This window comes from Planomonospora sp. ID67723, assembly GCF_015711605.1.
Classification (GTDB): domain Bacteria; phylum Actinomycetota; class Actinomycetes; order Streptosporangiales; family Streptosporangiaceae; genus Planomonospora_A.
On the sequence record NZ_JABTEZ010000005.1, the window covers coordinates 654,812 to 676,517 of the forward strand.

14 protein-coding genes and 1 pseudogene (1 of these 15 only partly in view) are annotated in these 21,706 nt (G+C 72.7%); 9 read left to right on the top strand and 6 right to left on the bottom strand.

Going from position 1 to position 21,706, the window contains the following annotated elements; all coding sequences use genetic code 11:
* The 5 genes in view from HS041_RS33690 to HS041_RS33710 are tightly spaced (each overlapping or abutting the next) and all read left to right on the top strand, a layout consistent with a single transcriptional unit that may run on beyond the window.
* Positions 1 to 6,751, top strand: the 3' portion of a protein-coding gene (locus HS041_RS33690) for a non-ribosomal peptide synthetase (protein ID WP_196444887.1). The gene continues 566 nt to the left of window position 1, outside the view; the window shows 6,751 of its 7,317 coding nt (coding positions 567-7,317); the start codon falls outside the window, past its left edge; the stop codon is at positions 6,749 to 6,751.
* Positions 6,738 to 7,730: an ornithine carbamoyltransferase gene (locus tag HS041_RS33695; RefSeq protein WP_196444888.1), complete on the top strand. Its 993-nt coding sequence runs from the start codon at positions 6,738 to 6,740 to the stop codon at positions 7,728 to 7,730. The genes HS041_RS33690 and HS041_RS33695 overlap by 14 nt, the downstream gene beginning before the upstream one ends.
* A complete protein-coding gene (locus HS041_RS33700) occupies positions 7,727 to 8,953 on the top strand; it encodes a Zn-dependent hydrolase (protein ID WP_196444889.1) in 1,227 nt (408 codons plus the stop codon). Before HS041_RS33695 ends, HS041_RS33700 begins: the two co-directional genes overlap by 4 nt.
* Positions 8,950 to 9,789, top strand: a complete 840-nt coding sequence (locus tag HS041_RS33705; protein WP_196444890.1) for an ABC transporter ATP-binding protein — start codon at positions 8,950 to 8,952, stop codon at positions 9,787 to 9,789. The genes HS041_RS33700 and HS041_RS33705 overlap by 4 nt, the downstream gene beginning before the upstream one ends.
* Positions 9,782 to 10,660 (top strand): ABC transporter permease, encoded by an 879-nt coding sequence (locus HS041_RS33710; protein ID WP_196444891.1) that lies wholly within the window; start codon positions 9,782 to 9,784, stop codon positions 10,658 to 10,660. Before HS041_RS33705 ends, HS041_RS33710 begins: the two co-directional genes overlap by 8 nt.
* 95 nt (positions 10,661 to 10,755) lie before the next feature.
* Here HS041_RS33710 and HS041_RS33715 read toward each other — a convergent pair whose 3' ends face one another.
* The 4 genes from HS041_RS33715 to HS041_RS33730 all read right to left on the bottom strand — a co-directional run bounded on the left by HS041_RS33715 (position 10,756) and on the right by HS041_RS33730 (position 14,486).
* Positions 10,756 to 11,118 carry a nuclear transport factor 2 family protein gene (locus HS041_RS33715; protein WP_196444892.1) on the bottom strand — a complete coding sequence of 121 codons (363 nt, stop codon included), beginning with the start codon at positions 11,116 to 11,118 and terminating at the stop codon, positions 10,756 to 10,758.
* Between the two features lie 159 nt (positions 11,119 to 11,277).
* Entirely contained in the window at positions 11,278 to 12,375 is a 1,098-nt protein-coding gene (locus HS041_RS33720; protein ID WP_196444893.1) for a LacI family DNA-binding transcriptional regulator, read from the bottom strand.
* Between the two features lie 16 nt (positions 12,376 to 12,391).
* Positions 12,392 to 13,303: a PfkB family carbohydrate kinase gene (locus HS041_RS33725; RefSeq protein WP_196444894.1), complete on the bottom strand. Its 912-nt coding sequence runs from the start codon at positions 13,301 to 13,303 to the stop codon at positions 12,392 to 12,394.
* A gap of 181 nt (positions 13,304 to 13,484) precedes the next feature.
* Positions 13,485 to 14,486, bottom strand: a complete 1,002-nt coding sequence (locus HS041_RS33730) for an SIS domain-containing protein (protein WP_196444895.1) — start codon at positions 14,484 to 14,486, stop codon at positions 13,485 to 13,487.
* 327 nt (positions 14,487 to 14,813) lie between these two features.
* On the opposite strand from HS041_RS33730, the gene HS041_RS33735 reads away from it, so the two are divergent.
* The 4 genes from HS041_RS33735 to HS041_RS33750 all read left to right on the top strand — a co-directional run bounded on the left by HS041_RS33735 (position 14,814) and on the right by HS041_RS33750 (position 18,803).
* Positions 14,814 to 16,136, top strand: a complete 1,323-nt coding sequence (locus HS041_RS33735) for an ABC transporter substrate-binding protein (protein ID WP_196444896.1) — start codon at positions 14,814 to 14,816, stop codon at positions 16,134 to 16,136.
* A 21-nt stretch (positions 16,137 to 16,157) separates the two neighbouring features.
* Entirely contained in the window at positions 16,158 to 17,051 is an 894-nt protein-coding gene (locus HS041_RS33740; protein ID WP_196444897.1) for a carbohydrate ABC transporter permease, read from the top strand.
* Complete coding sequence (locus HS041_RS33745; RefSeq protein WP_196444898.1) at positions 17,045 to 17,881, top strand: carbohydrate ABC transporter permease; 837 nt, start codon at positions 17,045 to 17,047, stop codon at positions 17,879 to 17,881. Before HS041_RS33740 ends, HS041_RS33745 begins: the two co-directional genes overlap by 7 nt.
* Before the next feature lie 85 nt (positions 17,882 to 17,966).
* The gene (locus HS041_RS33750) at positions 17,967 to 18,803 is read left to right on the top strand and encodes a sugar phosphate isomerase/epimerase family protein (protein WP_196444899.1); all 837 of its coding nucleotides are present in this window, start codon (positions 17,967 to 17,969) and stop codon (positions 18,801 to 18,803) included.
* A gap of 99 nt (positions 18,804 to 18,902) precedes the next feature.
* Here the strand turns inward: HS041_RS33750 and HS041_RS33755 are convergent, their stop codons facing one another.
* Positions 18,903 to 20,375, bottom strand: coding sequence for an alpha/beta hydrolase family protein (locus tag HS041_RS33755; protein ID WP_196444900.1), 1,473 nt, complete (start codon positions 20,373 to 20,375; stop codon positions 18,903 to 18,905).
* Positions 20,376 to 20,589: 214 nt separating this feature from the next.
* Positions 20,590 to 21,585 (bottom strand): annotated as a pseudogene (locus tag HS041_RS33760) (RNA polymerase sigma factor); the annotation flags it as partial.
* Positions 21,586 to 21,706 lie beyond the last annotated feature (121 nt).

Genomic DNA, 21,706 nt, shown 5'->3' on the forward strand with positions numbered 1-21,706 from the left:
GCTCGGTGTCATCGACGCGGAGTGGCCCACCCTCTACCTGGGGTACGCCCTCGGTGAGGCCGACCCGGCCGGTGCCCTGCCGCCGCTTCCCGTCCAGTACGGCGACTACGCCGTCTGGCAGCGCGAACGCCTCGCGGGAGGGCCGCTGCTCGACCGCGAGCTGGCCTACTGGCACGCCCGGCTGGCCGGGCTGCCCGCCCTCGACCTGCCCACCGACCGGCCGCGGCCCGCCGTACGGGACTGGGCGGGTGCGAAGGTGGAGTTCACCGTGCCGCCCGGCCTCACCGAACGGCTGCGCCAGGTCGGCCGCGACCACCAGGCGACCCTGTTCATGGTGCTGCTCACCGCGTTCCAGATCCTGCTGTCGCGACACACCGGCCAGCGGGACATCGCGGTCGGCACCCCGGTCGCCGGCCGTACGCTGCCCGAGCTGGAAAGGATGATCGGGTTCACGGTGAACACGCTGGTCATCCGGGGGACCTGGCGCGGCGACCCGTCGTTCGCCGTGCTGCTCGGCCAGACCAGGACGGCCGTGCTCGACGCGCTCGACCATCAGGAACTGCCGTTCGAACGGCTCGTCGACGACCTCGAGCCCGACCGCGACATGTCGCGCAACCCGCTCTTCCAGGTGATGTTCGGCCTGCACAACGAGGAGTCCGGCGAGGGCGACTACGGCGTGCTGACCGCCGAGACGCTGCTGACGCGCGGCGCGGTCGCCAAGTTCGACCTCAACCTGCACTTCGAGGAGACCGCGGCCGGCGGCCTGTCCGGCGTGCTCGACTACGCGACCGCGCTGTTCGACCGCGAGACGGCCGAACGCCTCGTCGTCCACCTGCGCCGCGTCCTGGACGCGGTGGCCGCCGGCCCCGCCCGCCCGATCTCGGCGCTCGCCCTCACCGGCCCGGGCGATCCGGTGATCGCCCCTCCGGAGGCGTGGGCGGGCGTGGAAGCGGTCGTCGACCGGATAGAGCGCCGGGCCCGGTCGCGTCCCGGAAGCGTCGCCCTGACCGCGTGGGCCGACGCGGTCCCCGCGGGGCCGGCGGCCGGGCGCGAGGCGGGGTCCGGCCCCCGGGCCTCCTCCGCGTCCGGTGCGGGCGACGGCCGGGTCGCGCTGACATACGCCGATCTCGACCGGGAGGCCGACCGGCTCGCGTGGCGGCTGAAGGAGGCCGGGGTGGGACCGGAGCAGCGGGTGGCCGTCTGCCTGCCGCGCGGCCCCGGCCTCGTGCCCGCGCACCTGGCCGTCTGGAAGGCGGGCGGCGCCTACGTCCCTCTCGACCCGGCCCACCCGGACGCCCGCCTCCGCGACATCCTCGCGGACTCCGGCGCGACCGTCCTCATCACGGACGCCGGCCTGGCCGGACGTTTCGGGGGGGCGACCGCGGGCCCGGCCGGGGATCCCGGCGGTGTGCGGCTGCTGCTGTCCGGCGGGCGGGAGGAAGGGACGGGAGGGCAGGCGGCGGCCCGGCCCGGACCGCCGCCCCGGGACACCGACCTGGACGGGCTCGCTTACGTGATCTACACGTCGGGGTCGACCGGGCGGCCGAAGGGGGTCGCGGTCACGCACCGGAACCTGGCCCGGCTGCTCGCGGCGACCCGGCCGGGGTTCCGGTTCGGCGCGGACGACGTGTGGACGTGCTTCCACTCGGCGGCATTCGACTTCTCGGTGTGGGAGATCTGGGGTGCGCTGGCGGCCGGCGGCCGGGTCGTCCTCGTCCCCCACGATGTCTCGCGGTCGCCGGACGAGTTTCTCGACCTGCTGTGCGCCGAACGCGTCACCGTGCTCAACCAGACGCCGTCCGCCTTCTCCGGGCTGGTGTCCGCCGCGGGGCGGGACGACCCCAGGCTGGCCGGGCTCGCGCTCCGCCTCGTCGTCTTCGGCGGTGAACGCCTCGTCACCGCCTCGCTCGCGCCGTGGTTCGACAGGTTCGGCCCGGGCGGTCCCGAGCTCGTCAACATGTACGGCATCACCGAGACCACCGTCCACGCCACGGCCCATCGCGTCGAAGCGGTCGAGGACGGGGAGGGCAGCCGCATCGGCCGCCCTCTGGACGACCTCAGCGCGGTCGTCTTCGACTGCTACGGCGACCCGGCCCCGCCCGGCGTCGCGGGAGAGATCCGCATAGGCGGCGGGGGCGTCGCCCGCGGTTATCTCGGCCGTCCCGCCCTGACCGCCGAGCGGTTCGTCCCCGATCCGTACGGCCCGCCCGGTTCGCGCGTGTACTGCTCCGGCGACCGGGCCAGGACCCGCGCCGACGGCACCCTGGAGTTCCTCGGCCGGCTCGACGACCAGATCACCCTGCGCGGCCACCGCATCGAGCCCGGAGAGGTCGAATCCGTCCTGATCCGCCACCCCGCCGTCCGCGAAGCGGCGGTCGCCGTCCGCGACGGCCGCCTGGTGGCGTACGTGACCGCGGACGGCTCCGGCGCCGTGCTCGACGCCGCCGGGCTGCGGGCGCACTGCGCCGGGTCGCTGCCCGCGTACATGGTTCCCGGCATCTGCGTCCGGGTGGACGGGCTGCCCCTCACACCGAACGGCAAGATCGACCGGCGGGCCCTGCCCGACGCCGGCCCCGTGGAGGCGTCGGCCGCGCCCCCGGGCGCCCCCCGGACGCGGACCGAGGCGCTGATGATCGAGGGCTGGTCCCGGGCCCTGGGGCGTGCCGGATCCGGCACGGGCGTCGGCGTCGACGAGGACTTCTTCGAGATGGGGGGAGACTCGCTGCGCGCGGTCGCGCTCGTGGGGGACCTCCGGGCGGCCGGGTTCGACGTGAGCGTGCGGGACCTGTTCGAACGCCGGACGCCGGCCCGGCTGGCGGCGCTCGCCGACGAGCGCCCGGCCGCCGAGCAGGCCCCGCCGGTCGCGCCGTTCGCGCTGCTGCCCGCCGCCGACGTGGACAGGCTCCCGGCCGGTACCGCCGACGCCTACCCGTTGTCGCAGATCCAGGCCGGAATGGTCTACCAGACGCTCCTGCATCCGGAGCGGGGGTACTACCACGACGTCTTCGGGTTCGTCGTCCGGGACGACCGGCCTTTCGACGAGGACGCCCTGCGTGCGGCCGCCGCCACGGCCGTCCGGCGGCACGAGAACCTGCGCACCTGCGTCGACCTGGCCGCCTACTCGGTCCCGATCCAGATCGTCCGGCACGACGCCGAGCTCCCGATCCAGGTCGAGGACCTCCGGGGGCGCACCCCGGAGGAGATCGCGGCGGCGGTCGACCGGCGGGTGGCCGCCGAGCGCGACCACTTCTTCGATCTGGCCACGGCTCCGCTGATGCGGCTGCACGTTCAGATCGAGGCGGACGACCGCTGGCGGCTGTGGACGACGCTCCACCACGTCATCGTCGAAGGCTGGAGCCACCACCGGCTCCTGATGGAGCTGGTCGACGACTACCGCGCCGCCGCCCGAGGACTCCCGCCCGCCGTTCCCGGTCCGGCCGCCGTACGGCACGCCGACTTCGTGGCCGCCGAGCTGGCCGCGCTCGACTCGCCGGAGGACCAGGCGTATTGGGCGGACGTGCTCGGCCGGCACGAGCGCTGGGCCGTACCGGACGACTGGGGCGACCCCGCCGCGGCCGGCGAGATCGACAGGGTCCACATCGACCTTCTCGGCGCGTACGAGGGGCTGCTGCGGCTGGCCTCGGCCGCCGGGGTGCCGCTCAAGAGCGTGCTGCTCGCGGCGCATCTGAAGGTGCTCAGCACGTTCACCGGGGACGCGGCCTTCCACACCGGGCTGCTGTGCGACGCCCGCCCGGAGGCCGCCGGGGCCGACCGGGTGACCGGGATGTTCCTGAACATGGTGCCGTTCCCGTTCGAGCTGCGCGCGAGCACCTGGCGCGACCTCGTCCGGGAGGTCTTCGCCACCGAGGTCGCGTTGTGGCCGCACCGGCGCTTCCCGCTGCCCGAGATGCGCCGGCGCTGGGGCGGCGGGGGAGACCTGCTGCCCGCATTCTTCAACTACCTCGACTTCCACGTCGTGGACGCCGAGGTCGTCGACCTCACGGAGAGCGTCGGCGAGGGGGACAACGAGTTCCCCCTGGTGGTCGTCACCCTCGGCGGCACCCTGACCCTGACCACCCACCGCCGCGCCATCAGCCGGCGCTCCGCCGCCCGCCTGGCCGAGATGTACCGCCTGGTCATCGACGCCATGGCCGCCGACCCCACCGGCGACGCCCTCGCCCTGCCCACCGGCGACGCCCTCGCCCTGCCCACCTCCGCGAAGCTCCCCGGGGCCGCCGCCCACCCGGCCGGCGCCTCGCCGGGACGGCTCTCGGTGCCGGAGACGATCGCGGCCCGGGCCGGAGAGGCGCCGGGCGCCGTGGCCGTGACCGGCGCCGATCTGCCCCTCCCCTTCGGGGAGCTCGACCGGCTGGCGCGGCAGGCGGCCGGGCGGCTGGCCGAGGCCGGAGCGGGGCCGGAACACGTCGTCGGGGTACGGCTGGCCCGGGGGCCGGAGCTGATCGCCGCGCTGCTCGGCGTCTGGTACAGCGGTGCCGCCTACCTCCCGCTGGACCCTTCCTGGCCGGCTCGCCGGATCACCGACCTGCTGGCCGACGCCCGCGCCGCGATCCTCGTCACCGACATCCCCGGCGCGGTGCCGCCGGACGTCACCGTGATCACCCCGGCCGACTGGGCGGACGCGCCCGCCGTCCGGCCCGCCGCGGTCGATCCCGACACCCTCGCCTACATCGTCTACACCTCGGGATCGACCGGCCGCCCCAAGGGGGTGGAGGTCACCCACCGCAACCTGTCCGGATACCTCCGGCACGCCGCGGGGCGCGGCAGCTCGCCGCTGTTCGCCTCGGCCGCCTACGACCTCGCGGTCACCGCGCTGTTCGCGCCGCTGATGACCGGCGGCCACGTCCATCTGCCGTCCGAGCACGCCGACCCGGCCGACCTCGGCCGGTTGATCGGGGACGGCGGCCCGTACGGCTTCGTCAAACTGACCCCGTCCCACCTGGACGTGCTCTCCCGCACCTGGCCGCGGGACACCGCGCCACCCGCCCGGGACGTGGCGGGGACCTGGATCGTCGGCGGCGAGACCCTGACGACCGCGCTGGCCCGCCGCTGGCTGGCCGTCGCCCCGGGCACGACGGTCGTCAACGAGTACGGTCCCACGGAGGCCACCGTCGCCTGCACGGTCCACCCGGTGGACCCGCAAGCCGACCTGGCGGGGGAGCGGGTACCGGTCGGCCGGGCGATGCCCGGAGCCGAGGTCCGCGTCCTGGACCGGTGGTTCGAGCCGAGACCGGCCGGCGTGCGCGGCGAGGTCATGATCGCCGGAACCGGCGTGGCCCGCGGCTACCGAGGCCGCCCCGCGCTCACCGCCGAGCGGTTCGTTCCCGACCCGTACGGCCCGCCCGGCTCGCGCATGTACCGCTCCGGCGACGCGGGCCGCGTCCTGGACTCCGGCGACCTCGACCTCCTCGGCCGGCTCGACGACCAGGTCAAGATCCGCGGCCACCGCGTGGAGCCCGGCGAGACCGCCTCCGTCCTGGCCGCCCACCCGGCCGTCCGCGAGGCCGTGGTGATCCCGTCGGACGGCCGGCTGGTGGCGTACGCCGTACCGGGGGAACAGCCGTTCGCCGAGGACGGCCTGCTCGCGTGGTTGCGTGAACGGGTGCCCGCGCCGCTGGTGCCGTGGAGGATCGTGGAGATCGCCGCCGTGCCGGTGACCGCGGGAGGCAAACTCGACCGGGCCGCGCTGCCTGCGGCCGGGCCGCCCGCCCGCACCCGCGAACCCCGCCCGCCCGCCACCCCGACCGAGATCGGCATCGCCGAGATCTGGCGCGCGGCGTTCGGCCGGGAGGAGATCGACGCCGAAGACGACTTCTTCGACCTGGGCGGCCACTCGCTGCTCATGCTCCGCGTGGTGGGCCTGGCCGCCGAACGCGGCCTCCCGCTGCGCGCCGCCGACATCCTCGAACTCCGCACCGTACGCGCGATCGGCCACCGCATCGACACCGCGGGCGGCGATCAGGCGTCGCTGTTCTGGCTGCGCGGCGGCACCCGCGAGCCGCTGATCGCCGTCCACCCCGCCGGGGGCAGCTCGCACTGGTACCTCCCGCTGGCCGAGCGGGTGGAGACGCCGGTGGCGGCGTTCGCCGTACCGGGCCTGGAACCGGCAGCCGACATCGGGACGCTGGCCGGGCACTACGTCGCGCAGCTGCCCGCCGCGCAGCGCCACCACCTGCTCGCCTGGTCGTCGGGCAGCGTGATCGCGTGGGAGATGGCCGCCCGGCTGACCGCGCTGGGCCGCCCGCCCGCCCGGCTCACACTGATCGACCCGATGTCCGACATCCCCGGCAGCGACGTCGGCGAGGAGACCTTCGACCTGCTCGAAGCGCTGCTGCGCGACCCGGGAGGGAACCGGCTGTCGCGCGGGGTGACCGGCTACCGCGCCAGGCGGCTGCTGTCCGACCTCGGCGTCACAGCCTCCCGGGACGACTTCGCGGCGCTGGGCGCCGAGCTCAGCCTGTGGCGGACACTCGACCGGGCGACCGCCGCCTACCGGTTCGCCCCCCTGCCCGTGCCCGTCGTCCTGGTGGCCAGCGACGACTGCGCCGGGGGCCGGCACAGCGTCACCGGCCACCAGCCGTACCCGGTCTACCTCGACCGCTGGCGGGAGCTGGCGGGCGGCGGGCTCACCGTCAGACGCCTCGGCTGCACCCACCGCGGCGTGTTCAACCCCCCCTACGTCGACACGCTCGCCCGCATCGCCAACGAGGTGATCACCCATGACGTCCGCTGACGGTGTCCCGGCACGTCCCGCGCGGCACCATCCCGGGACCGCCCGGCACCTGCTGACCCTCGCCGATCTCACCGCCGCCGACCTCGACCGCCTCGTGGAGCGCGGCTGCGCCATCGCCGCCCAGGTGAGGGCCGGCGACCCGGCGCTCGCCGCCACCCTGCGCGGCCGGGTCGCGGGCGTCTACTTCACCCGCACCTCGACCCGGACCCGGACGGCGTTCTCCAGCGCCGCCCTCCGGCTCGGCGCAGGCCTCATCGCCTACGGGCCCGGGGACCTGCAGCTGAACACCGGCGAGACGATCGAGGACACCGGCCGCGTGCTCAGCGGCATGCTGGACGTCCTCGTCGTCCGGACGGCCGGACCCGTCGCCGAGATGGCGGCGCTGGCCGCGCAGCGGCGGATGGCGGTCGTCAACGCGATGAGCGCCGAGGAGCATCCCACCCAGGCGCTCGCCGACCTCACCACCCTGCGCGCCAGGTTCGGCGCGCTCCCGGGCCTGCGCGTCCTGTACGTCGGCGAGGGCAACAACACCGCGACCGCGCTGTCCCTCGCGCTCACCCGCTACCCGGGCACCGAGCTGCACCTGCGCACGCCCCCCGGCTACGGCCTGCCGCCCGCCATCGCGCTCAAGGCAAAGGAGTACGGCGCCGTCGGCGGAGCCCTGCTCGTCGAACGGCACGACATGGCCCAGCTCCCGCAGCGGATCGACGCCGTCTACACCACCCGCTGGCAGACCACCGGGACCACCAAGCCCGACCCCGACTGGCGTGCGGTCTTCGCGCCCTTCCAGGTGGACGAGACGCTGATGGACCGCTACCCGGACGCCCTCTTCCTGCACGACCTGCCGGCCCACCGGGGAGAGGAGGTGTCCGCCGGGGTGCTGGACGGCCCCCGCAGCGTCGCCTTCGAGCAGGCAGAGAACAAGCTGTACAGCGCCATGGCCGTGCTGGAGCGGGCGGCGGGCGGTGCCGGGTGGTGACCGCGGGCGGTGACGACCGCCCCGGCGGCCGCGCCGGGGCCGGCGTGGCCGTGCGCGGCGAGCGGCTGCTCGCCGACATCGCGCGGCTGGCGGCGATCGGCGGCCGGCCGGACGGCGGCGTCGACCGGGTGGCCGGGTCGCCCGCCGACCTGGCCGCCCGCGACTGGCTGGGCGCGCGCATCGCCGGGGCGGGCTGCCTCACCTGGCGAGACACCACCGGCAACGTCTTCGGCCGGGTCCCCGGCGGCACCGGCCCGTGGCTGCTCGCCGGGTCGCACACCGACACCGTCCCCGGCGGGGGCCGCCTCGACGGCGCGTACGGCGTGCTGGCCGCGCTGGAAGTGCTGCGCACTCTGCGCGAGAACGACCACCCGGCCGCCCGCGCACTGGAGATCGTCAGCTTCTGGGACGAGGAGGGCGCCTCCCCCACCTCCGACGGAGGTCTCGTCGGCTCCACCGCGTTCTGCGCCGGTGACCACATCGCCGACATCGCCGCCTTCCTCGAACCGCACATCGAGCAGGGCCCCCGGATGGAGCAGGCCGGGATCGACCTGGCCGTGGTCGACGGCATCGTCGGCATCGACCGGCACACCGTCGTCCTCACCGGTGAGACCAACCACGCGGGAACGACTCCGATGGCCCGGCGCGCCGACGCCGCCCGGGCCGCCGCCCGCGTCCTGGTCGCCGTCCGGGACATCGCCGCCGCGACCGATCCCGGCATGGCGGCCAACGTGGGCTGCGTCGACGTGCTGCCCGGCGCCCCGAACGTCGTGCCCGGCGAGGCGCGGCTGGTCGTCGAATTCCGCGCGGCCACCCGCGCCGCCCTCGACCTGGCCGCCGCACGACTGGCCGGGCACGCCGAGGCCGTCGCGCGGGACGAGCTGTGCGCGGCCACCGTGACGCCGCTGTCGCGCAAACCGGAGTCCCGGTTCGACCCCGGGCTGCGCGGCCTGCTCGGCAAGGCGTGCCGCGGCCTCGGCGTACCGGTGACGAGCATGGTGAGCTTCGCCGGTCACGACGCCGGGGTGCTCAGCGGGCACGTCCCCACCGCCATGCTCTTCGTGCCGAGCACGGGCGGGATCAGCCACGCCCCGGCCGAGCACACCCCCGACCGCCAGCTCGTCCTGGGCTGCCAGGCGCTGCTCGACACGGTGGTCGCCTGGTGGCACGGCGGAGACGCGCGGCTCGTGACATCCGACCTATCGAGAGGAGAGCAATCATGACGGCTGTGCGGGTGAGAGGGCTGCACAAGCGCTACGGCGGCGTCGTCGCCGTCGACGGCATCGACCTCGACATCCAGCAGGGCGAGGTGTTCGGCCTGCTGGGACCGAACGGCGCCGGCAAGACGACGACCGTGGAGATCCTGGAGGGCTACCGCGACCGCGACTCGGGCGAGGTCGACGTGCTCGGCGTGGACCCCGGGAAGGCTCCCAACTCGTGGCGGGACCGGATCGGCGTCGTGTGGCAGAGCACCGCCGACACCCCCGAGCTGACCGTCGCCGAGCTCATCGGGAACTTCGCGCACTACTACCAGCATCCGCGCGATCCCGGCCGGGTCATCGAGCAGGTCGGGCTGGTCGAGCAGGCGCGCAAGCGGGTGCACGCCCTGTCCGGCGGCCAGCGCCGCAGGCTCGACGTCGCACTCGGCATCATCGGAGACCCCGATCTGCTGTTCCTCGACGAACCGACCACCGGCCTCGACCCCGAGGCCCGGCGCAGGTTCGCCGACCTCATCCGCGGCCTCGCCGCCGAGGGCACCACGATCCTGCTCACCAGCCACTACCTGGACGAGGTCGAGACGCTCGCCGGACGGATCGCCGTCATCGCCCGAGGAAAGATCGTCGCTGAGGGCTCGCCCAAGACGCTCGGCGGCCGGGCCACCGCGGTCAGCACCGTCCAGTGGGTGGGCGAGGACGGCCTGCACACGATCGAGACCGACACCCCGGCCAAGGCCGTCGCCGACCTGTACGCGGAGTCGGGGGAGGTCACCGGGCTCACCGTCACCCGGCCCACCCTCGAAGACGTCTACCTGAAGCTGATCGGAGCCGACGATGAGTGAGCACGTCACCCTGCCTCCCGTGACGGATGAGCGGCCGACGCGGCCTGCGCCCGCCCGGTTCGCCCGCTTCGAGCCGGGCCGGGCCCTGCGGCTCGGGCTGGTGCGCACCGGCCTGGAGACACGGATGTTCTTCCGGGAGAAGGACCAGATCGCCTTCGTCTTCTCCATCGCCGTCGTGATGCTGATCATTCTGGCCTCGATCTTCACCACCCGGTACCGGGGGCTCGACGTGACGGTCTCGCAGGTCTACGCGGCCGGGCTGATCGGCACCGGCATCATGGCCGTCAGCTTCCAGAACCTCGGCATCTCGATCGCCGTCGAGCGCGACCTGGGCGGTCTGCGGCGGCTGGCCGCCACCCCGATGCCGCCGAGCGCCTACTTCATCGGCAAGGTGGGCAGCGTGCTCATCGTGGCCGTCATCCAGATCGCCATCCTGCTCGGCATCGGCGTCGCCTTCTTCGAGCTGGAGCTGCCCTCCGCGATCGGTCCGTGGCTGACCTTCACCTGGGTCTTCGTCCTGGGCCTGGCCGCCATGACGATGCTCGGCATCGCCGCCAGCAGCGTGCCCCGCTCGGCGCGCAGCGCGACCGCCGTCATCACGCTGCCGTTCGTGGTGCTGCAGTTCATCTCCGGGGCGTTCATCCCGCACACCGACCTGCCCGACTGGCTGCTCAACCTCTCGGCCGTCTTCCCCCTCAAGTGGCTCTGCCAGGGCATGCGCTCGGTCTTCCTCGGGGAGGAGGCCGCCGTCCTGGAACTCACCGGCGGCTACGAGCTCGGCAGGACCGCCCTCGTCCTCGCCGCCTGGACCGTCGGCGGCCTGGTCCTGTGCCTGCTCACCTTCCGCTGGAGGGACAACCGCACGAAGTGATCCACTCTCCGGCGGCCGGCGGGTCCGGCGCCGACCGGAGGCGGCCGGGCGTCCCCGCGGCGCCCGCTCCCCGGGCCGCGCCGGACCCACCGGGCTCAGCGGGGGGTCTGCTGGTGGAACGTCAGTTTCCAGCCGTCCTGCCGGCGCACGTACAGACTGCTCATCAGCGCCGAGTACGGGGCGTCGCCGTCCCGCCGGGCGAGGACGCCGTAGGTGACCAGGCCGGTGTCGTGCGTGGGGCACGACACCCTCAGGTCCTGGAGCTCGTAGGAGGACCACGGCCGCCCCGACATGGACGCCACGATCGCGGCCCGGTCGTCGAGCACCATTCCGCCGGGCAGGAGCATGACGACCGAGCGGTCGAGGACGCGCTCGTAGAACCCGGTGGCCGCCTCGGGCGTGGAGGAGAGGGCCTGCCAGCCCTGCTTCTCCAGGTCGATCAACTCGTCGTGCGCCATTCCTCTCCCGCCTTTCCCGCCGTTGCGATCGCGGCGCGTTCCTGCTTCCCCGGCCGCGTCCGGGTAAGCGGCACCCCCCGGATCCGGCGGGATCGGGAATCCCGCCGATCACAGGCGGCGAAGCGCGCGGTGCCCGGGATGCGCCGGTCCCCGGGGCGGTCAGGAAGCGGGCGGCGGGGCGACCGAGGAGCGCATGACGAGACGCGAGCGGAGCGTGTGCATCTCCCCGCGGGGCTCGGCCCCGCCGATGGTGTCGAGGAGCACCTCGGCCGCTTTCGCACCGAGCTGGTGCACGGGTTGTTCGATCATCGTCAGGGGCGGATCCATGACCGCCGCCCACGCGCTGTCGTCGAAGCCGATCAGCGCGACGTCGCGCGGGTAGGCGAGCCCCGCCGCCCGCAGCGCCCGCAGGGCCCCCGTCACCGCCTCGGTCTCGGTGCAGAACAGCGCGGTTATCCGGTCGGGGAGGGCGAGCATGCGGGCGACCTCCTGGGTCACCCGCTCCTCGGTCTTCCGGCCGACCATCACCAGTTCGGGGTCGAAGGGGATGCGGGCGTCGTCGAGCGCGTCGAGGTATCCGCGCAGGCGCTCCCCGTCGGTCCACAGGTTGCGGGACGCCTCCGCCAGCAGTTCCCGCCGGGTCGCGGGCACCTGCGTCGAGGGCGGTCCCCACACGAACCCGATGCGGCGGTGCCCGGCCGCGATGAGCGTCTCGACGGCCTCCCGCGCCGCGTCACGGTTGTCGATGACGACCGCGTCGAGATCGAGCGAGGCGACCGCCCGGTCGACGAGGACGACGGGGACGCCCCGGTCCACGGCCGCCCGGATGTGCGCGACCTCTCCCCGGCCCACCGCGGTCGATGCGACGATGACGCCGTCGACGCGCTTGTCGATGAGCACGTTCACCGCCGCGACCTCCTCCTCGAGGTTCTCGTAGGTGCTCAGCACGATCGTGTCGAACCCCCGGGCCCGGGAGGTGTCGGAGATGCCGCGCATCACTCCGGCGAAGAAGGGGTTGCCGATGTCGGCGAGGATCACCCCGAGGGTGTGGCTCACGCCCGTCGACATGCTGCGGGCGAGCGCGTTCGCGCGGTAGCCGAGCCTCTCGGCCGCCGCGAGCACCCGTTCCCGGAGCTCAGGGCTGACGTATCCGTACCCGCCGAGCGTGCGGGCCGCGGTCGCGCGGCCGACGCCGGCCTCGGCGGCCACCTCGGAGATCGTCGGCCGCCCCGGTGCCTCGCCCCGGTCAGATGGCATGGATCGCGTCCCTCTCTCATTCCTCGTGTTCGGAGGCTCGCCACATGCTAGCCACGGCGGGCTGCCCGCTGGGCCGGCCGTGGCCGAACGCGCCTTCGACGAAGCACTGCTCGTAGGCCGTCTCCGCCCCCGAGCGCAGCGCGCTCTCGATCATGCGGCGCCGCGACGGGACACCCGGCGCCCAGCCGTCACGCAGCAGTGAGACCGCGAAACCCGCGAGGAAGGCGTCACCGCAGCCCATCGTGTCGACGATCTCCCGCCGGCCCTCCGCGCGGCGTGCCGGGGTGGTGACGGTGACGCGGCCGTCGTAGGCGATCGCCCCGTCCACACCGCGGGTGGCGAGCGCGATCCGTGCGCCCCGCCGTACGGCCTCGGTCAGCAGGTCGCGCGTGCCGGCCTCGTCGAGGTGCGAGCACGACAGCAGCACCAGATCGGCGTGCGGGCAGATCCGGTCGAGATAGGAGGGGGTGCGGAACTCCTCCTCGCTGGAGAGGTCGAAGCTCACCAGCGGGCCGAGCCCTGCCAGCTTCGGCAGTTCGCTCTCGCTGCGGGAGTACACGCTCGAGTGCACCAGGTCGAAGGAGGACGCGTAGGCGAGCAGCCCGCCGTCGAGCGCGAGAGGTTCCCGCACCGTGACCCCGCCGCCGTTCCAGCCGAGGAAGACGCGGTCGCCGTCGTCGACGCGCAGGGTGGACAGACCGCTCTCACCGGCCCGCACGACGCAGCGGTCCACGGCGACCCCTTCGGCGGCGATCGCCCCGCCCAGGAAGCGGCCGAGCTCGTCGTCGCCGAAGACCCCCAGGTAGGCGGCTTCGAGGCCCAGGCGGCGGGCGTAGACGGCGACGTTCACGCTGTTGCCGCCCGGGTAGTCGATGCCGCGGTCGACGAACCGGTCGACGATGTTGTCGCCGAAGCCGAGGACTCTCATGGGTTCTCCTGTGAGCGGGCTCCGCGTGCGTGGCGCGGAGGCCGGGAGGGCGCGCGGGCCGGCGGGGCGCCCGCCGGCGTGGACGGTCGGTTGGACACGGGAGGGGACGGCCGCCCGCGGGCCGTGAGGGCGCGCCCCCGCCGGGTGGTCCCTCCGGGCGGGGGCGCGGGCGCTGCGGCGCTCAGTAGTCCATGACGCGGTAGTAGCGGCGCAGGTCGAGCGAGTGGTCCCGGACCCGCTCCAGGTGCTTGCTGACCCGGCCGAGGACGGTGTCGAGCACCAGCGGGGCGACCAGGCCGCGGAACTCGGGGCTGATCCCCTCCAGCGGGTAGTCGCGCGTGTCGAAGACGGTGACGTCCTTGCAGATGCGCCTGGCGAAGGCCTCGACGCGGTCGGTGAGGGCGCGCGTCTCGTCCTCGCCCTGGAAGATGATCAGGCTCGTGTCCTCCTCGATCAGCTCCAGTGAGCCGTGGAAGAACTCGGCGCTGTGCACCCGGGTGGTGCGCAGCCACTGCATCTCCTCGAGGATGCACATGGAGTACAGGTAGGTGAACCCCCACAGGTTCCCCCCGCCGACCAGGAAGTGGTAGTCGGTCTCCTTGTGGGCCTCGGCGAAGGCGGCGGCCACCGGCTCGGCCTGCCTGGCCACCTCGACGAGGATCTGCGGGAGGGCGGCGAGCTCGTCGGCGAGCTTGCCGTAGCCGTCGAACTCGCCGCGCCGCGAGAGCAACCGGCCCATGAACAGCAGCATCTGCGCGTCGAAGGGCCAGGCCTTCGGCTCGGAGATGAGCGCGACGTCGACCTTCTGGGCGACGGGCGAGTCGGGGTAGCCGGTGAAGCCGATCGTGTAGGCGCCCTTGGCTCGGCAGTGCTCGATGGCGCGGATGCTGTCGTCGGTCGTGCCCGAGACCGAGGTGAAGATCACCACGGAGCGCTCGCCGAGGGACGCGTCGCCGGAGGCGACCAGCTCCGCGGCCATCGCGGCGCGCACACTGAGGGTGGAGGAGCGCCGGGCCAGGTGCTCGTACGGCCACATCTGGGCGTAGGTGCCGCCGGCGCCGACGAGGAAGAGGTTGTCGAACCCCTCGTCCACGAGCCGATCGACCAGTTCCTCGATCTGCGGGCGCAGCGCCACGGTGCTGGCCATCTGCTGGAGGAATTCCGGCTCGTTGAATCGGAGCATCTTGCGTCCTTTCGGGAATGCTTGCGGCCGGTGCCGCCGTGCGGCCTGATACCGGTATCACGCGAAGGTCACGCTGGCACAGATGAGCTCGCGGCGTCAACACCGCAATCTTCGTGATCTACCTGTCTGTACTGGCATGCTCCGATGCTGTCGTGCCGGTTCCGTAATCCGATCCAATAAAAAGATCTTGAGCTTAGACCTGGTACCGGTATCAGAAGGTCTGTACAGTCGGCCCACACCAAGCGCTTCGTGTCGTAGACCCCCACGGCGGATCTGAGGTGCCACCGCACCGGCGGTCCCCTCTCCCCTGAGAGAAAGGAAGAGCCCATGCGCCCTCGCGCGCTGACGACGTTCGCGGCGATCGTCGGGACCTCGGTGCTCGCCCTCGCCGGCTGCGCCGGCGAGCCGGCGGCGAAGGCCCCCGCGGCCGACATCGCCGCCGCCCCGGAGTTCTCCGGGACCCTGAGCGTCCTGACCAAGTTCGCCGGCGACCCCCTGAGCTCCTACTTCGAGGACATCGCCGCCGAATACCAGCGGATGCACCCCGGCGTGAAGGTCGAGCTCATCCAGGAGACCGACCAGAGCATCAAGGACAAGACCAAGACCCTCACCGCTTCGGACGCCCTGCCCGACATCTACTTCACCTGGACCGGCAACTGGGCGGAGAACTTCGTCCGCGGCGGCCGCGCGGCCGACCTGACCCAGGTGATCGGCCCCGACACCCCGTGGGGGCGGACCTTCGGGAAGGCGGCGCTGTCGGCCTTCGCCTACGACGGCAAGTACTACGGCGTCCCGCTGTACAACAACGGCAAGTTCATGGGCTACAACAAGGCCGCCTTCGACAAGGCCGGGATCAAGGTGCCCGCCACCTTCGAGGAGCTCCTGGCCGCCTGCGCCCCGCTGCGCGAGGCCGGATACGAGCCCGTCACCTTCGGCAACAAGGACGGCTGGCCCGCCCTGCACTACCTGCAGCAGCTGTTCGCCTACACCGTGCCGAGCGCCACCCTGAAGGCGGACTTCAGCCCCAAGACGGCCACGCTCGACCACCCCGGCTACGTCGCCGCGCTCAAGCAGTTCAAGACTCTCGTCGACACGTGCACCGACACCCGCGACGGCACCAACGGCGTGCTCTACAGCTCCGCGCAGGAGAAGTTCCTCAACGGCAAGGCGGCGATGTACTACCAGGAGGTCCTGGAGTTCGCCAACGTGACCGACAAGAGGGAGCTCACCCCGGAGAACTTCGGCATCTTCCCGCTGCCGGTTCCCCAGGGCGCCGGCGGCGACCCCAAGGCGATCGAGGGGGCGCCCGAGGGATATCTGATCAACGCCAGGTCGCCGCGCGTGGCGCTCGCCGTCGACTTCATGAAGTTCGTCACCAGCCAGGAGAACGCCGAGAAGCTCTCCGCCGCGCCGTACGGCCAGCCCAGCACGGTCGTCGGCGCCGTCACCGCCGAGACCTCCGGCAAGGCCGTGTTCGAGGGCATCGGGATGGTCAACCAGGCCTCGCAGCTGGCCGTCTGGCTGGACACCGTGACGGTGCCCGAGGTCGCCGACGCGTGGCTGGCCGGCGGGGAAGCCCTCATCAGCGGGAGCGCGACCCCGGAGAAGGTGCTCGAAAGCGTGCGCCAGGCCTCGGCGTCGGCCAAGTAGCCGCGCGGCCGAAGGGAGAGCATGCCGGTGCGCGCCATCGTGCGAAGGACACTCGGGCTCGCGTGGGTCGTGCCGGCCCTCGTGCTGGTGGGAGTGTTCGTCTACCTGCCGCTCGTGCAGAACCTCCAGTTCAGCACGCTCGAATGGGACATCTACAGCGGGAGCCAGGAGTACATCGGGCTCGACAACTACCGCAAGCTCCTGGACGACCCGGTCTTCTGGACGTCGTTCGGCAACAACCTGCTGTACGCGGTGATCTCGATCGCCTTCCAGGTCTTCGGCGCGCTCGTGCTCGCCGCGCTGATCGAGAGCATCCGGAGCGAGCGGTGGCGGCGCGGCCTGCGGGCGGTCTACTTCCTCCCCTCGGCGATCTCGCTGACCGTCGCGGGACTGCTCTTCTACTTCCTCTACGAGCCCAACCTGGGCCCGCTCAACCACCTGCTCCGCTCGGCGGGGCTGGGGGAGCTGGCCCAGGCGTGGCTGGGGCAGGAGAGCACCGCGATGACCGCGATCATCGCGATGAGCCAGTGGCAGGGATTCGGCTACTCGACCCTGCTGTTCGCCGTCGCGATCCAGCGCATCCCCGCCGACGTCTACGGCGCGGCGGCCATCGACGGCGTGGGGCCGGTCGGCCGCTTCGTCCACGTGACGCTTCCGCTGGTGCGGGAGATGACCGGCCTGATGGCGATCGTGACCGTCTCCGGGGCGTTCCAGGTGTTCAACGAGGTCATGGTGATGACCGGCGGAGGGCCCAACAACTCGACCCAGGTGCTGGGGACCTGGCTGTACCGCAGCGGCTTCGTCCGCAACAACTTCGGCTACGCCGCCGCCATCGCGACGGTGCTCTTCGTGATCACACTGGGCATCGCCCTGCTGCAGCTGTGGTTCACCCGTAGGAGAAGGGTGGAATGGTGAGTCGCCTGAGCTTTCTCGGGGTGATCGCCCGCGTGTTCATGTGGGCCTTCCTCCTCGGTCTGGCGGTGGTCGTGGTCTACCCGCTGCTGTGGATGGTGATCAACGGGTTCAAGACCAACGCCGAGCTCTTCGGCAACCCCTTCGCCCTCCCCGTCGACTGGAGCTTCGACAACTACCGCAAGGCGTGGAACCGGGGGGTGAGCGACTATCTGACCACCAGCGTGCTCGTCACCGTGACGTCCACGATCGCCACCGTGTTCGTCAGCGCGTGGGCCGCCTACGGTCTCACCCGGGTGGACATCCCGCTGAACAGGACGGTCACCGCGCTGATCCTCGGCGGCCTCATGCTCGCCCCCACCGTGGCGCTCGTCCCCCTGGTGAAGATGTTCCAGGCGATGGGCCTGTACAACAGCTTCTGGGCGCTGCTGATCCTGTACACGGCCTTCCGCATCCCGTTCACCACCTTCCTCATCCGCGCCTACATGATCGACCTGCCGCGCGAGGTCGACGAGGCCGCCGAGATGGACGGCGCCGGCCGGTGGACCGCCTTCTGGCGGATCACCTTGCCCATGTGCAAGCCGATCATCACCTCGACGGTCCTGCTGCACATCCTGTTCGCCTGGAACGAGTACCTCTTCGCCATGGTCTTCACCAGCGGCAGCGGGGTGCAGACCCTCCCCGTGGGCCTGACGAGCCTGATGAGCAAGCACGGCACCGAGTTCCCCGTCGTCTTCGCCGGCATGGTGATCGCGGCCGTCCCGGTCGTCCTGCTGTTCTTCCTCGGCCAGCGCTACATCGTCAGGGGCCTGGCCGACGGGATCGGAAAGTGACAGCCCTCCGCCGGAACCGGAAATCGGCGGCCCTCCGGCCGGGTTGGGAATCGGCAGGAGCCGGCCGCGCACCCCAGGAGTCCCGATGACCCTCAGCATGCAGCAGATCACCGCGTCGAACTTCGCCTACCAGCACCTGCCGTTCGACCGCTTCCTCGACGACGCCGCCGCGCTGGGGCGCGAGCAGGTGGAGCTGTGGGGCATCGCCCCGCAGTTCCACGTCCCGCACCTGAGCGACGTCGAGGCGCGCGCCGTCCGCCGCCGTGTCGAGGCGCGCGGTCTCACGGTGCGGTGCCTCACCCCGGAGCAGGTGATGTACCCGGTCAACATCGCCTCGCCCGTCGCCTGGCTGCGCGAGGAGAGCATCGGCGTGTTCCGCCGGGCGGCCCAGCTGTGCGCGGAGCTCGGAGCGGAGCTGCTCCTTGTGACCCCGGGGCGCGGCTTCGAGGACGAGCCGGTGGAGGCGGCGTGGCGCCGCTCCGCCGACGCCATCGGCGAGATCGCCGCCTACGCCGGGACGCTCGGGGTGACGTGCGTGGTCGAGGCGCTGCAGCGCGGGGAGTCGAACCTCGTCAACGACTCCCGCACGCTCGCCAGGATGATCGACGAGGTGGGCGCGGCCGGCCTGGGCGCCGTGCTCGACACCGTGGCCATGGCCGTGGCGGGGGAGAGCGTCGACGACTACTTCGACGCGCTCGGCGACCGGGTCCGCCACGTGCACCTGATCGACGGCCGGCCCGCGGGTCACCTGGCCTGGGGCGACGGGGAGCTGCCTCTGGCCGATTACCTCGCGGCCCTGGAACGCCGGGGATACCGCGGCTGCATGACCTTCGAGCTGTTCGGTGACGGCGGCTACGCGTTCGACCCGCGCCCGGTGGTGGAACGCTGCCTCGCCGCGGTGCGCGCCGCTCTCCCCGCCTGAAGCACGGCTCGCCGCGGACATCGGGTCATGTCCGCGGCGATCCTGTTCGCGTCGGCCTCGCGAAGAACTGCGTGAGCGAGGCCGGCGGACTCCCTCCCCCTACGGGTTCCCGCGTTCCCCGGCCTCGCCGTCGGCGTGATGGACGGTGAGATCGCCGTAGGCCGACAGAAGCACGGCCGGGTCCCCGGGCTTGCCGCGCAGTACGGCGTCCAGGAACACGACACTGGCCGCGGCGGTGAGGCCCGGCCCCTGCGTGCGGCCCAGGGAGCCGGTGAGGGCGGGGACGGGCGGCAGGTACAGCGGCGCGTCGGTGAAGGTCAGATGCGCCGCCCCGGGAACGGTGAGCCGGTAGGCCGTTGCGGTGCTGAGCTCGAGGACGTGGGTGAGGCGGGGGATGTAGCGCGGGTTCTCGCCCGGTTCGACGGGGGCGGTGAGTGCCAGTGCCGGTTGGTGGAAGGGGCGTGGCGCGGCGTCATGGGGGAAGCCGTCAAGGTTGATGACGGCAGCGAACCGGGAGTCCTGGTGGGCGGCCTGCAGGGCGGCGCCTCCGCCCATGGAGTGCCCGGTCGCCGCGGCCCGGCCGGTGTCCAGCCGCCCGGTCAGCGGCCCGGTGATCTCACCCCGGTCCAGCCTGCCGAGCTGCGTGAGGACGAAGCTGAGATCGGCGGCCCGGACCGCCGCCCAGCCTCTCGACCGCCTGCTGTCCTCGGCCTGGTCACCGGTGGCCGCGAGCCGGGTGCGAACCGTCCGGCCGTCGTCGAGGACGACGGCCGCCGAGTCATAGGGATGGTCGAGGGCCGCCACGACGTAGCCGTGGCTGGCCAGTTCCTCGGCCCAGGCGGTGTTCTGGGTGCGTACGCCGCCGAGCCCGGGAGAGAACAGCACGAGAGGGAACCGCCCGCCTGCGTCGGACACCGCCGCACCGGGCATCGCGTTCGTGCGGGCGTGCGGGACCTGGTCGAGCAGGACGCCGGGCACGCCGAGATAGTCGGCCACGCCCTGGGAGACGACGCGCGCCTCTTGCTCGGTGCGTCCGAGATACTGCGCCCGTTCGACGCCCGCGGAGCCCTTGCGTGCGGGATACCACAGTTGCACCACGAGCGTGCGCCGGTCGCCGGGCTCGGAGGTGGCGATCTCCGGACGTGCCGGGTCGGTCCACTGCATCACGGTGGTGCCGACCGCGTAGCGCCCCGACGGCTCGGGGAACACCGGCACGGGAAGCGCCCACGCCGCCACCGCGCCCCCGGCGATCAGGGCCAGGCACGCCAGCGATCCCGGCAGGGCCAGCCACCACGGGGCCCGCCATGCGGGCCGGCCGGCATGCCGCCGCAGGACGGCGGGCGCGGCGAACAGCAGCGCGATCGCCGCGCCCGCGAGCACGGGCACCAGGTGCCAGCGCACCCCGAGCACGATCAGCGCCACCCCGGACGGCACGGCGACCGCCGCCGCGGTGAGCGTGATCGGACGGCGGGCGCCGACGGGGAACCAGCGTGCCGTCACCAGCGCGACGGCACCCACCAGGATGAGAACCTCCAGGGCGGACATGCCGAGTCCCGTGATCGTTTCTGTCATCTGCCCATCCTCGACGGGATGTCCGCACCAGCCCATCCGCCGCAGGTCGGGAATCGTGTGCCACCGGGGTCGGACACCGGCGCTGATCTGCTACCTGGGTCGCACCGCGCCGGTCACCGGCGGGGTCCCGGCAGGGCCGGGGGCGCTTCCGCGCGAGCCGGGCGGCGACCGGTGATCGGGCCGGCGATTCGGGGAGCGTCCCGGGGAGGCCGTCTCACTCCAGGTAGTCGCGCAGGACCGCGGCGCGGACCGGGTGGCGGAGCTTGGACATGATCTTGGACTCGATCTGCCGGATGCGCTCCCGCGTCACCCCGTAGACCTTGCCGATCTCGTCCAGGGTCTTCGGCTGGCCGTCGACGAGGCCGAACCGCAGGGAGACCACGCCCGCCTCGCGCTCGGACAACGTGCTCAGAACCGCGTGCAACTGGTCCTGCAGCAGGTTGAAGGCCACGGCTTCCTCGGGGGCGATCGCCTCGGAGTCCTCGATGAGGTCACCGAACTCGCTGTCACCCTCGACTCCGAGCGGGGTGTGCAGGGAGATCGGCTCGCGGCCGTACTGCTGGACCTCTGCGACCCTCCCCGGGGTCATCTCCAGCTCGACCGCCAGCTCCTCGATGGTGGGCTCGCGGCCGAGGTCCTGCAGCAGCTGCCGCTGGATGCGGGCCAGCTTGTTGATCACTTCGACCATGTGGACCGGGATGCGGATGGTCCGCGCCTGGTCGGCCATGGCCCGGGTGATCGCCTGCCGGATCCACCAGGTGGCGTAGGTGGAGAACTTGTAGCCCTTGGTGTAGTCGAACTTCTCGACCGCACGGATCAGGCCCAGGTTGCCCTCCTGGATCAGGTCCAGGAAGGCCATGCCGCGGCCGGTGTAGCGCTTGGCCAGCGAGACCACCAGACGGAGGTTGGCCTCCAGCAGGTGGTTCTTGGCCCGCAGACCGTCCTCGGTGATCCACTCCAGCTCGGCGCGGATGTCCACCGGGAGCTTGTCGCCGTCGGCGCCGAGCTGCTCGGAGGCGAACAGGCCGGTCTCGATGCGCTTGGCGAGCTCGACCTCCTGCTCGGCGTTGAGCAGGGAGATCTTGCCGATCTGCTTGAGGTAGTCCTTGACCGGATCGGCGGTCGCACCGGTGGTCGAGTGCAGCAGGTCGGGGATCTCTTCGTCATCGAGGTCGGTGGCCTCGATCGGTTCGTCGACGGTGGTGGTCGTCACAGCGCTCACACCTTCCGGGGGCCAGGGGCAGGGCACACCTGTGCTGATCACGCTACGTCCTGCAGCGGTGTGCTGCGTCCATCTGCCGGAATCCCGGTGCCGTGACGGGCGGCCCGGC

Bases quoted from the DNA above. Each gene is read 5' to 3' on its own strand.
- HS041_RS33695 (WP_196444888.1), top strand. From the start codon at position 6,738: ATGACGTCCGCTGACGGTGTCCCGGCACGTCCCGCGCGGCACCATCCC.
- HS041_RS33705 (WP_196444890.1), top strand. From the start codon at position 8,950: ATGACGGCTGTGCGGGTGAGAGGGCTGCACAAGCGCTACGGCGGCGTC.
- HS041_RS33710 (WP_196444891.1), top strand. From the start codon at position 9,782: ATGAGTGAGCACGTCACCCTGCCTCCCGTGACGGATGAGCGGCCGACG.
- HS041_RS33715 (WP_196444892.1), bottom strand. From the start codon at position 11,118: ATGGCGCACGACGAGTTGATCGACCTGGAGAAGCAGGGCTGGCAGGCC.
- HS041_RS33720 (WP_196444893.1), bottom strand. From the start codon at position 12,375: ATGCCATCTGACCGGGGCGAGGCACCGGGGCGGCCGACGATCTCCGAG.
- HS041_RS33725 (WP_196444894.1), bottom strand. From the start codon at position 13,303: ATGAGAGTCCTCGGCTTCGGCGACAACATCGTCGACCGGTTCGTCGAC.
- HS041_RS33730 (WP_196444895.1), bottom strand. From the start codon at position 14,486: ATGCTCCGATTCAACGAGCCGGAATTCCTCCAGCAGATGGCCAGCACC.
- HS041_RS33735 (WP_196444896.1), top strand. From the start codon at position 14,814: ATGCGCCCTCGCGCGCTGACGACGTTCGCGGCGATCGTCGGGACCTCG.
- HS041_RS33740 (WP_196444897.1), top strand. From the start codon at position 16,158: ATGCCGGTGCGCGCCATCGTGCGAAGGACACTCGGGCTCGCGTGGGTC.
- HS041_RS33745 (WP_196444898.1), top strand. From the start codon at position 17,045: ATGGTGAGTCGCCTGAGCTTTCTCGGGGTGATCGCCCGCGTGTTCATG.
- HS041_RS33750 (WP_196444899.1), top strand. From the start codon at position 17,967: ATGACCCTCAGCATGCAGCAGATCACCGCGTCGAACTTCGCCTACCAG.
- HS041_RS33755 (WP_196444900.1), bottom strand. From the start codon at position 20,375: ATGACAGAAACGATCACGGGACTCGGCATGTCCGCCCTGGAGGTTCTC.